Raw genomic sequence first — 12,671 nt, 5'->3', positions numbered from 1 at the left:
CCCCGCCGAGTCTGGCTGAGCGATCCGAAAAGGCTGCCTCGTGCCGGGAAGCCGGCGTAAGCGCGCTCAACCTCCCGCGAGCGATATATTCACCTTAATCTACAGTATCCATCCCCATCAGATTATCGCCTCCAGCTACTCTCACACCCCCGACCGCCTGCCTCTCCCCACATTCACCTTGATCTGTTGTATCCAGCCCCAACTCATTCTCTCCCTACCTCAACTCAGTCCCATACCTACTCCCCCAGATCGTGGAGAGGCAGAGGCAGTTGGATAATCATCTCCCTCCCCAATAATCATCATCTCACATCCTAGAAGAACCAGGCCGAAATGAGTAAATGATTATTTCGGTACCTACATAAGACCTTGTAACGTGGAACTTGTAGCAAACAAACAATTCACGGAGGTCTAACAAATATGAAGAGAAATTTCGTCTCGATTCCGCTCGGCATTCTGCTCGTATCCAGCTTCGCACTTGCAGCTTGCTCAGACGGAGGCAAGGCCACTCCTGCAGCTACGACGGCAGCAGCCGGGACTACAGCACCCAAAGCAACGGCTGATACAACACCAGCCTCAATCACCATTATGGCGCCACTGAACACAGCGCAAACGCCACCAGATACAATCATTAAAGAGCTCGAAAAATTAACAAACACGAAGTTGACCTATCAATTTTTCCCGGCCGATACGTATGAAGAGAAGCTAAACACAACGTTCGCGACCGGCGCATTGCCGCAAGTGACGTACTTGAAAAACCAAGCGACTTTCATTCAAATGAAATCCGCCATCCGCGATGGCCAATTCTGGGAAATCGGACCGCTGCTCAAAGACTTCCCGAACCTGAGCAAGCTGAAGTCCACAACGAATGACAATACAAAAGTAGACGGCAAGCTGTATACGCTATACCGTGGCGTAGATATCGCCCGTCAAGGTCTTATCTATCGCAAAGACTGGGCCGATAAGCTGGGCTTGAAGCCGCCATCCAATATGGATGAGCTGTACGCGATGGCGAAAGCCTTCACGGAGCAAGACCCTGATGGCAACGGCAAAAAGGACACCATCGGTCTAACAGACCGTAACGATCTCATCTACGGTGCCTTCAAAACAGCAGCAACTTGGTTGGGCGTTCCAAACAACTGGGGCGTGAAAGACGGCAAGCTGCAGCCGGAGTTCATGTTCCCTGAATATGTGAAGTCGATGGATTACTTCAAAAAGCTGCGCGACGAAGGCCTGATGAATAAAGACTTCGCAGCAACCAGTAAAACCGACCAACAAAAGCTGTTCACGAACGGTACGGCAGGGATGTACATCGGAGCTATGACAGACGTTTCGTCTCTGAACAAGGATCTGGTCAAAAACGTGCCGACAGCCGTTGTAGACGTACACAGCATGGTAGCTGGACCTGACGGCAAATTCGCTGCATGGGCGCTTCCGGGTTATGCGAACGTCGTGCTTTTCCCGAAATCTGCGATCAAAAACGAAGCTGAGCTGAGAAAAGTTCTCGCCTTCTTCGACAAAATGATGACGCCTGAAGTAGCGAACCTGGCAAACTGGGGCATCAAAGATGTCAACTACAGTGTAGTCGACGGCAAAGCGAAAAAGCTGGATGAAGAGAAATGGACGCGTGAAGTGAAGCCGTTCACTGACGCAGCAATCGGCGATGAAGATACATCGGGAAGATTGCTCGGCATTCCAACGATCCCTGCTCAAGGCAAAGCGGATGAGCTGAAAATTGCGAATCTGAAGTTCGCCGTGCAAGACCCTGTGGCAGCGCTTGACTCCAAAACAAACTTGGAAAAAGGCGTTCAGCTTCAAGACGTTATCAAAGACGCAACGAACAAATACATCTACGGCAGCATTGATAAAGCTGGGTTCGATAAAGCCATTGAGGATTGGAAAAACCGCGGAGGCAACAAAATCATCGAAGAGTACAACGCCCTATACAAAAAATAAGCTATGGACAGGAATTAAGGAAATCATACTGGATTCTAATCGGAGAGGCTGCTGATGATCAGGGGCAGCCTTCTCGTTTTTAGGAAACATCGGGAAAGGAAGAGAATTATGCAGGACGTACATGCTGTGCAAAGTGTGGTGGAAAGGAAACAGAGCAGTGAGTTAGGCAGGCGGCTATGGAGGAACAAATGGATTTATGTCATGCTGCTGCCGGGGATTTTATATTTTATCGTGTTTAAATATGTCCCGATGTATGGTTTGATCATCTCGTTCCAGAACTATAAGCCGTTCAAAGGCGTTAGCGGGAGCGAGTGGGTAGGTTTTGAGCATTTTCAGCGGTTGTTTACAGAGCCTGATTTCTTGAATATTTTGAGCAATACGTTAATTTTATTTGTGATGAACATCCTGTTTTATTTCCCGATTCCGATTATCATGGCCTTGATGCTCAATGAGGTGAGAGGGGAATTTTTTAAGAAAACGTTCCAAACGATCGTCTATTTGCCGCACTTTATGTCTTGGGTCATCATCGTTTCGATCTCTTTCGTTATGTTGACGATGGACGGCGGGATTATTAACGAAATTATTGAATATTTCGGTTTTGAGAAAATCAATTTCCTGTTGGCTCCGGAATGGTTTAGACCGATGTACATCCTTCAAGTCATCTGGCGGGAAGCCGGTTGGGGGACGATCATTTATTTGGCGGCGATTGCCTCCATTGATCCTGGATTGTACGAGGCAGCACGTATGGACGGTGCAGGACGTTTGCGCCAAATGTGGCACATTACGCTTCCGGCACTACGCAGTGTCATTATTGTTTTGTTAATTTTGAAAATTGGTGCGGTTCTCGAACTCGGTTTTGAACATGTGTACTTGCTGCTTAACTCTATGAACCGAAATGTTGCGGAGATCATTGATACTTATGTATATACAGCGGGTTTAAAACAAGGCCAATTCAGCTACAGCGCAGCAATCGGATTGTTCAAATCGTTCATCGGGCTTGTTCTGGTGATGATTGTCAACCGTATTGCGAAGAAAATGGGCGAAGAAGGCGTGTACTAAGCAAGGCATAGAAAGGCAGGAGGCTGCACCATGGTAGAAGATAGAACATTAGCCGGGCGAATGTTTAGCATCATTAACTATTTGCTCTTAACGATTATTGGTTTGATTACAGTGATTCCTTTTGTGCATGTTGTGGCGGGATCCTTTACGACCAGCGCGGAGATGGCGGCGAAGAAGTTCGTTATTATTCCGACGGAATGGAGTATTGAGGCGTACCGGTTTATTTTTTCGACGAATACGATTTTTAAAGCGATGGGCGTTTCCATCTGGACGACGCTGCTTGGAACGATCATTTCGATGTTCATCACAGCCCTCATGGCGTACGGCTTGTCCCGCAGAGATGTGGATGGCCGCAAAGTGATCATGTTCATGGTTGTGTTCACGATGTTGTTCCACGGCGGATTAGTGCCAACATTCCTGGTTGTAAAAGAATTAGGGATGATCGACTCGTACATGGCCTTAATTTTGCCGTCGGCCGTTTCAGCGTTTAACTTGATTATTTTGAAAAACTTTTTCCAAAACATTCCGGAAGGACTGGAAGAGTCGGCGAAAATCGATGGCTGCAGCGACTTCGGCATTTTGTTCCGCATTGTTTTGCCTTTGTCGATGCCGGCGATTGCTACGATTTCCCTCTTTTATGCCGTGACATACTGGAATACCTACCTGAGCGCAATTCTTTATCTGAATGAGAGCGCTATGTGGCCGATTCAAGTTCTTCTGAGACAAATTGTCGTTCTCGCAAGCGGAATGGATCACAGCGTGGATCTTGACAGCGTGACGCCGCCACCGGCTCAGTCGATCAAGATGGCGGTTATCGTTGTAGCGACATTACCGATTCTTGTTGTCTATCCGTTCCTGCAAAAGCACTTTGCGAAAGGCGCGATGATCGGTTCCATCAAAGGGTAAAAGAAAGGATTTCAACATGCAGATGCCTAAGCATCGAATCCATAAATTTATATAGGAATAGAGAGGGAAACTTACTATGACGGATATTTATGCAAAATCACCTATGGAATGGGCGCGAGCTGCCTGTGATTCCATTATGAGCCGGTATACACCGATGGAGCTGCCGCCTGCCGGGCGTTGGCATTATCATCAAGGTGTGTTTTTATGCGGGATGGAGATGCTTTGGGCTGCTGAAAAAGACGATCGCTATGACGCCTACATTCAGGCTTATGTAGATGGCCTGATTGACGATAACGGCAATCTCTACTTTGCTCGCGATGAGCTTGATGCCGTGCAGGCCGGGCTTTTGTTGTTCCGTCTGGAAGAGAAGACGGGACGCGCAAAATACCGGATTGCTGCCGATAAGCTGAGAAGTCTGCTTAACACGATCAACCTGACGTCCGAAGGCGGGTATTGGCACAAAGACAAATATGCCTACAACATGTGGCTCGACGGTTTGTATATGGCGGGTGTCTTCTCGCTGAAATACGCCAATGCTTACGGTGATCTCGCGCTGCGCGATACCGTGCTGCATCAAGAAGGACTGATGCGCAAATACATGAAAGACGACGCAACAGGGCTGCTCTACCATGCATGGGACGAGAGCCGCAAAATGCCTTGGGCCAACGCCGAAACCGGCTGTTCACCCGAGTTCTGGGGCCGTTCGCTGGGCTGGTACGGTCTTGCTCTCGCGCAGTTCCTGGATGAGCTCCCTGCGGATGAGCCAGGGCGCGAGGTTTTGGTCGACTCCTTGCGTGAATTCGTTCATGCCTTGATTCGCTACCAGGATACGGAGAGCGGACTATGGTATCAAGTCGTAGACAAAGGCGATCAACCGGACAATTGGTTGGAATCCTCTTGTACAAGTCTGTTCGTCTACACGATTGCCAAGGCGGTTAAGCACGGGGTTGTCGGCGGGGAGTGTGCGGCTGCAGCAGTGAAAGGCTATGAGGGTTTGATTCGCACACTGAAATTCGATGAGCAGGAGCGGGTCATCCTGCCTTTGATCTGCATCGGAACGTCAGCCGGCGATTACGAAAACTACGTAACACGCCCAACTAGCGAAAATGATCTTCATGGCGTAGGGGCTTTTGTTATGGCTTGTGTAGAAGTCGAATCTCTCGTTAAGCAGACGGTATAAGCATCTAAGAGAAACAGACGTAAGAGCAGAGCATCACCTGTTATTCGTCTGTTTCTTTCTCACGATTATGAAAACGCATACATTTCAATTGTCAGTTAAAAGGGGAGATATGGCTTGTATAAACGGCGTATGATTTCGGTCTTCATGTCTGTTGTTTTGATGTTTTCGATGCTTCCGGTGGCGTTAGCTGCGGAACCAATTCCATGGGAATTCAGTGCCTTCGGTGCAGGGACTAGTCCTATAAATACACCAGTGCCAACCATGAATGCAGACGGTTCCGTTACCATGCTAGCAAAAGACGGCAAGCTGGCTAGCGCAGAAGAAGGGATATCTTTTTATTTTAAAAAATTAGAGAAAGATGCCAACCTTGAAATTCGTGCAACAGCGACTGTCGTTAATTTTAATAGTAAAAGTCCGCCATCCACACCCAACCAGAAATCGTTCGGGCTGATGCTGCGCGGAAGTTTTGCGCAAGGCAATGCCAAACAATCATCGAACTATATAGCCGTTGGAGGCATGGGGGATAAAGACAATACGCCGAATGTGGTGCAAGCTATTTATAAACAAGGCGTTAACGGGACTACTTCTGATGCTGCTAATACGAACAAGAAATTACTATTTAGCGGAGTGAGGGCTCCTGCACCTAAAGAGGTATATAACTTTAAAATCAAAAAATCCGGTGACGCTTTCGAGTTAACTGTCAATGGAGTTACACAAATCCTAACAGTAGATCATCTATTTGATGGCAATAATCAGCTATACGCCGGGTTATATGTTGCCAGAGATGCACAGATCACGTTCAGCAATTTTGACATTAAAGTGGATGAGAGAGCTCCCAAACAGCTGAAATTGAATACAACTGCTATGAAAAAGGACTACTTCATTAAAGATAACCTCGACCTTGGTGGCTTAAAAGTAACAGCCGTGTATGCAGATAATCACGAAGAAGAACTTTCAGTAGGGGATTATCTTGTGACAGGGTTTGATAACAGTGTGGTGGGAACGAATCTCATTACGATCCATTTCAACGGTCAAACGGCCACCATCCCTTTGAACATGAAGGACTTGGTTGTGACGGCCATGGATATCCGGTACAAGCCGGCCAAAACCGACTACTATCCGGAGGAGTTCTTCGATCCGCAAGGCCTGACAGTGCTGGGGCAATTCAACGGAGGCGACGTTTGGTCCGAGATGGCCGATTCGCAATATGCAATTTCCCTTCCGCCAGCGGCTGCAACCGTATCGAATGCAACCTATACACTCAAGACACCTGGAACCCATACCGTTACGGTTAGGTCCACAGTAACTACAACCACTTATGCGACATTCGATGTCACTGTGAAAAACGCCCATCTAACTGGCTTGGATATCAAACAGCTGCCGCAGAAAACCCAATTTTTCGTTGGCAAAACTTTCGACCCAGCCGGCTTGGTGGTAGAGGCGAAGTACAGCGATGCTTCAACCGTTAGATTATTGCGAAGCGACTACACGCTTTCAGCGCCGGATATGTCGACCGCGGGTACGAAGGAGATTACGGTTACTTATAAAAATGTGCCTGATCCTGATAAGACAGTTAAGTTTCCTATCCTAGTAAAACAACAAACGATTACAGGAAGCCAAGTTACCGGATATCCGAAAACAACCTATGCGATTGGCGAGTCTTTTGACCCGGCAGGTTTAGAAGTGAAGGCGGTTTATGACAGCGGGGATCAGGAGCCGTTGGCGGATGCCCAGTTCACGCTGGATACTTCAGCTTTTGACAGCACAAAAGCCGGTGTATATCCCATTACGATTACGCCTGTAAATGCAGCAATTCTACCAACCGTATTGCAAGTATCCGTCGTGGAACCTAGAGAGCACGAGTGGAAAGTCATCCGCTTCGGACAATCCACCTCAAACACGAACAATACGGTTACGGTCGCTGAGCCGGGTAAATCAGCTACACTTGTTGCCTTGGAAGGCGGCGGTAAAGTGACGGGCGACCACGATGGGATCAGCTTTTACTATACGGAGCTGGATGCGGTCAAAGACAACTTTGAATTATCTGCAGATATCAAAGTCGTTGCGTATGCCAAAGATCCGCATGACGGTCAAGAATCGTTCGGCATCATGGCCCGAGACGCGATCGGGACGGCCGGTGACTCCGCCGTATTTGCTTCCAATATAGCTGCTGTTGGCGGATACAGCGGCGGTACAACGAAACAGAACGGTACGCAGTTGTTTGTCAGAACCGGCGTTACGGCACCGAATGGTACAGGCAGCCAAGGTGTCCAAAGCAAAATGTTGAGTGCGGTGAAACCAGCCCTCGCGAATACCTATCCAGCGGCTAATTATAAGCTGACGCTGACGAAAACGAACAGCGGCTTCACGGGTCGATTAAACTCCGATAAGGCCGAAGAGATTTTTGCGCCGGATATTATGACGGTGCAGGATGGCGACAAGATGTATGTCGGCTTCTTCACCGCTCGTCTGGCGACGATTGAAGTGAGCGGCATAGACCTGAAGGTGACCGCTGCACAAACGGATGCGCCCAAGAAGGAACCTGCCCCGGCAGCCATCGATCCGGATATGAACCTGACCGGGCTGACGAGAACTTCAACGACCGCGTTTTCTTTTGGGATGAAATCCAATGTCAGCGGTGTGGTGACGATTAAGCAAGGATCAAGCCTTCTTGCGCAAAATGCCCAAATTCAAGCGGGACAGCCGCTTGTGCTTAATACAACGGTTACGGCTAACACGTATACCAACTTTAGCGCGTCTTTCGTGCCCGACGATACACAGTATTTGACGAACTACGGTAAAATCGTCAAAAACTTCACTGTCGATATGAAAACCTATGTGGATAACGGTGACATCTACGTATCGCCGACTGGAACAGCAGGTGGGGACGGTACAATCAACAACCCTCTCGATTTGGATACGGCCATTGATTACGTGAAAGCAGGCCAGACCATCATCCTGCAGGACGGCAGATATGTACGCAGCGCCAAGGTGGAGATCAAAAAAGGCAACGATGGTACGGTTAATGCCATGAAGTATTTGGTCGCGGCGCCTGGCGCGAAGCCGGTGATCGATTTTGACAAAAAGACCGAAGGTGTCGTGCTTAGCGGGAATTACTGGCATGTGAAAGGCATTGACTTCACGAGGTCGGCGGGCAATACCAAGGGCTTTACGGTCGGCGGAAACCATAACATTGTGGAGCTTAGCCGATTTTATGATAATGGCGACACCGGTTTGCAAATTAGCCGTACCGATGAAACCGATTCGGACAAAACGCTTTGGCCGTCCTACAATCTCATTCTGAATTGTGAGTCTTTTGATAATGTGGACCCTTCGAATAACAATGCCGACGGTTTTGCTGCAAAGTTGACTTCGGGCGTGGGCAACGTTTTCCGGGGAGATATTTCCCATAACAATATCGATGATGGATGGGATTTATACACCAAATCCGGGACAGGGGCGATTGGTCCTGTTGTCATCGAGGATAGCATCGCGTATCACAATGGAACATTAACGAACGGCACGGTAGGTGCAGGGGATAAAAACGGCTTCAAACTCGGTGGCGAAGGCATCCATGTACCGCATGTGATCCGAAATAGCATTGCTTTTGGCAATGGCGCATATGGCTTTGCAAGCAACAGTAATCCGGGAGTGCGGGCGGAAAGCGGGAATATTGCTTTTAACAATACCAAAGGCAATCTGAACTTTACGACGTACACGGGTATTCAGACCGATTTTCGGATCGATGGCTTTACTTCCTATCAAAAGGATTACACGGCTAAAGATAATTATCCGGCAGCCTTGAGTTCTGACACCAACTATCTATTTGATGGCTCTAAAAGCATGAACAAATCTGGCACGCAGCTGACGGATGCGAATTTTGCGAGTCTGGTTCCTTTACTTCCGTATCAAAGAGATGCGGAGGGCAATATCATCAGGGGCAGCTTCCTGAAGCTAGTTAGTCCGAGTCATCCATCCCGGTCGGATTCAGGGGGCGGTTCATCTCCTGGCAGCGCATCTCCTGGCATCACGGTAAAAGAGGCGATGGGTGGTGTGGAGCTAATAGGAGTACCTGCTATAGCTACGATAGACGGGAAAAAAGTATCAACATTCTCAATTACCGCTGATCAATTAAATAAAGCGATCGACCTTTTGAAGAAAGCGAACGGGAATACGATTATTGCTGAAGTAAAAGGCGATGGAGCTGTAGCTGCTGTGGAAGTGCCTGCTAGCTCGATAAGCGCTGGGGCGGCAGCCATGCCAAATTTGGAACTCTCGATTAGAGCGGGCGGCATGACTTACAACCTGCCTCTCAAAGCGCTGGATGTAGAGGCTTTAGCTGCGAGTTTAGGGACAGATGCGGCGAATGTGAAAATCCACATTTCCCTTGAGCAGGTGATTGGAGCTGCTGCTGACCCAATAACAGTAAAAATGAAAGAAGATGGCGTCACGCCGCTAGCCGCACCGGTAGAGTTCAGCATCGTTGCTGAGGGCAACGGCAAGAAGGTGGTTGTGTCTGATTTTGGTGGCACGTATGTCACCCGAGTGCTGACCTTGTCGTCAGCGGTTGACGCTGATGGGGTGTCAGCCGTATGGCTGAATCCGGCGACAGGGGAGCTGACCTTTGTCCCGGCGATCTTTAACATCGTTAACGGTCAAACTGAAGTTACGATGAAACGTACGGGGAACAGTGTGTACGCTATCGTCTCTTCCGATCAGACCTTTGGGGATCTGACAGGCCATTGGGCCCAAGCGGATGTGGAGCTGCTGGCTTCCAAACTTATCGTCAAAGGCGTTGCAGCTGGCACCTTTGCGCCAAACGCGTCCATTACGCGCGCTGAATTTGCAGCGCTGCTCGTCCGCGCACTGGGATTAAATGAAGCTGGCGCCAGCACTTTCTCGGACGTACCTGCGAGCAGTTGGTTCGCTGGGGCGGTTGGTGCATCGGTAAAAGCCGGACTGATTGAGGGCTTTGAAGATGGCTCGTTCGGTCCTGGTGAGCAAATCACGAGGGAGCAGATGGCCGTCATGATCACACGTGCCATGAAGTTTGCCGGGCAGCAGCCTGCGGTGATGGACTTAGCTCAGCTGGATAAGTTTGGCGATAGTTCCGCCATTCATGAATGGGCGAAAGCAGCTGTCGCCGAGGCGGTTCGCGTAGGCATTGTGAACGGCGTAACGGATACGACGTTTGCGCCTGGCGCGTCTGCGACCCGCGGGGAAGCTGCTGTCATGCTGAAAAGATTGCTGCAGAAGCTGCAATTTATGAATTGAAAAGGCGCCCGCGAGGGCGTCTTTTTCATTAAAAAGCTCCTTCAAGCCAGCAATTTGAACCAGCTGCCTCTCTCATTGGATGAAATCCAATAGAAAGACCATTTGGAGGGCGGAATTGTCCAATCCATTGGATGAATTCCAATGGGAGGGAAGAAATCGGTGCCAAATAACCCGGTTTCACCGGGTGCTATTGGATTTTATCCAAGGAGGAGTGGAAAATACGCCTCAAAAAGGTAGTTTCATTGGAATTCGTCCAATGGGGCATACGGCCCGGTTGTTGAGCCATACCCTCTTTTTCACATCTTCACTTCCTTAAACAGGTAATCCCTATGATAAAATAGAATACTAGAGAGACTCGTAGGGGAATGAAGCCTGACAACAGGGGGTACAGTAGATGAAAAGAACGTTAGTCGTAAGCGATATCCATGGTTGTTTGGAGGAATTCAAGCAATTATTAGTTAAAGTCAATTTCAATGCTGAGGAAGACCAACTTGTCCTGCTGGGAGACTATGTGGATCGCGGTCCGGACAGTCGGGGAACGGTAGAATACGTCATGCGCTTAGTGCGTGAAGAGGGCGCTATTGCGCTCAAAGGTAATCATGATCAGCGGTTCGTAGAAGTGTTGAGCGAAGTAGATCCTTTGACGGAGATGAAGTTTTTCGAACATGGCGGTATCCAAACGTTCAGAAGCTTCTGCGGTCAGGACAATCTGGATATTAAGCAATCCAAAGAGCGGATTTTGGGCAAGTGCTTGGAACACGTAACCTTTCTAAACAACCTTCCGCTTTATTACGAGGATGAGGATCATATTTATGTGCACGCAGGGCTAAATCCCGCATTCGTTGATTGGAAAACGCAGCCGGAACGGGACTTTATGTGGATTCGTGCGCCATTTGTTCAGCAGCCGACTGTTGTGAAAAAGACGGTTATTTTCGGCCACACCCCAGCCAAAGATATTCATGGCAAAGCGGATGTGTGGTTTGACCGCGACAAAATCGGTATTGACGGCGCCTGCCCGTACGGCTTTCAACTCAATTGTTTGGAAATCAGGGGGAAAAACGAGTACACGACGTATTCCGTAGCCTCAAGAGGCAGCTGGAAATAGTCGCTGCTCAGCATCTCAAGATCGCCGCACGGAATGATAGGAGTCGTCCCCGGATTCCCTTTTAGCAAGAAAGATCAAGAAGCAAAACGTTCAATCACGTACACTGTGGATAGCAGCAGGAGGGGGCAATAGACGATGGGCACCGAGTATGATACACAAATCCAGGCGACACTGGATTATATTGAGGACCACCTTGCGGAGCCTTTATCCGTGGAGGGGCTTGCTCGTGTAGCCTGTTTCTCTGAATTCCATTTTCATAGGGTTTTTCAGAGCATGGTTGGAGAAGCGGTGATGGAGTATGTTCGGAAAAGAAGATTGGCGAGAGCCGCCTACCGAATCGCGCATACGGATCAAAGGCTGATCGATATTGCCCTCGACCATGGGTTTCAATCCCATGAAAACTTCACTCGAGCTTTTAAAAAGGTGTTTGAGCGAACACCGCTCGCCTATCGGAAACAAGGTATTGTGATACCGTTATATGCCAAAGCGAATGTGCTGCAAAGGAAATTAAATCCCAATCCCTATTTAGGAGGCATACGCATGGACTATCAATTGAGAACGAAACCGGCTTTTAAGCTAATTGGGTACGAACTGAGGACGACTTGCAGGGATGGGCAAAATCACCGGGACATTCCTGCTTTTTGGACCACGTATCTGCAGGAGAATAAGGGAAGCCGCATAGGCAATCGCGTTCACACGGATTCACCGGTGGAGCTTGGCCTTTGCACGGATTTTAATATGGAGACTGGGGAATTAACGTATCTGATCGGGATGGAGGCTACAAGCTTCGAGGGTGTGCCTGCTGATTTGGTATGCCGTGAGTTTCCTGAGGCCAGGTATGCTGTTTTTACGACGCCCAAAGTGACCCCGGATCAATTCGTCGCCTCGATTCAGAGCACGTGGAAGTCTATTTTCGAGGAGTGGTTCCCTCATTCGGGCTTGGAGCATGCGGGAGGCGTGGAGTTTGAGTGGTATGATGAGCGCTGCCATGCCGACAAACATGATCAGATTCAGATTGACATCTACATTCCGGTAAAAGATAAATAACAGCTTGTAAACAAAATAACCATCTTTTGTAATCGAAATGCAATCTTCTTTTCATCTGGGATTAAGGTTCGGGACCTATAATGAAATTCGACCCCCTTTTAATATATATACTTAAGACCCGCAGCCCGTTGCTGTGGGTCTCTTTTT

Annotated in this window: 7 protein-coding genes; all 7 read left to right on the top strand. The window is 48.7% G+C overall.

Annotation, left to right across the window (positions count from 1 at the left end):
* The first annotated feature begins 417 nt into the window (after nt 1–417).
* The 7 genes from PCH02S_RS34810 (at nt 418) to PCH02S_RS34780 (ending at nt 12,524) form a co-directional block, all read left to right on the top strand.
* The gene (locus PCH02S_RS34810) at nt 418–1,953 is read left to right on the top strand and encodes an extracellular solute-binding protein (RefSeq protein ID WP_127458690.1); all 1,536 of its coding nucleotides are present in this window, start codon (nt 418–420) and stop codon (nt 1,951–1,953) included.
* Nucleotides 1,954–2,061: 108 nt separating this feature from the next.
* Complete coding sequence (locus tag PCH02S_RS34805) at nt 2,062–3,012, top strand: ABC transporter permease (protein WP_127458689.1); 951 nt, start codon at nt 2,062–2,064, stop codon at nt 3,010–3,012.
* A 30-nt stretch (nt 3,013–3,042) separates the two neighbouring features.
* Nucleotides 3,043–3,918 (top strand): carbohydrate ABC transporter permease, encoded by an 876-nt coding sequence (locus PCH02S_RS34800; protein WP_127458688.1) that lies wholly within the window; start codon nt 3,043–3,045, stop codon nt 3,916–3,918.
* 76 nt (nt 3,919–3,994) lie between these two features.
* On the top strand, nt 3,995–5,098 hold the full coding sequence (locus PCH02S_RS34795) for a glycoside hydrolase family 88/105 protein (RefSeq protein WP_127458687.1): 1,104 nt from the start codon (nt 3,995–3,997) through the stop codon (nt 5,096–5,098).
* Nucleotides 5,099–5,212: 114 nt separating this feature from the next.
* Nucleotides 5,213–10,372 carry a bacterial Ig-like domain-containing protein gene (locus PCH02S_RS34790; protein WP_127458686.1) on the top strand — a complete coding sequence of 1,720 codons (5,160 nt, stop codon included), beginning with the start codon at nt 5,213–5,215 and terminating at the stop codon, nt 10,370–10,372.
* Nucleotides 10,373–10,766: 394 nt separating this feature from the next.
* Nucleotides 10,767–11,477 carry a metallophosphoesterase family protein gene (locus PCH02S_RS34785; protein ID WP_127458685.1) on the top strand — a complete coding sequence of 237 codons (711 nt, stop codon included), beginning with the start codon at nt 10,767–10,769 and terminating at the stop codon, nt 11,475–11,477.
* Between the two features lie 135 nt (nt 11,478–11,612).
* Entirely contained in the window at nt 11,613–12,524 is a 912-nt protein-coding gene (locus tag PCH02S_RS34780) for an AraC family transcriptional regulator (RefSeq protein WP_127458684.1), read from the top strand.
* Nucleotides 12,525–12,671 lie beyond the last annotated feature (147 nt).

This window comes from Paenibacillus chondroitinus NBRC 15376, from assembly GCF_004000765.1.
In the GTDB taxonomy this organism is placed as follows: Bacteria; Bacillota; Bacilli; order Paenibacillales; family NBRC-103111; genus Paenibacillus_E; species Paenibacillus_E chondroitinus.
Note: the sequence above shows the minus strand (reverse complement) of the source record. Positions and strands in the feature narration are given on the sequence as shown.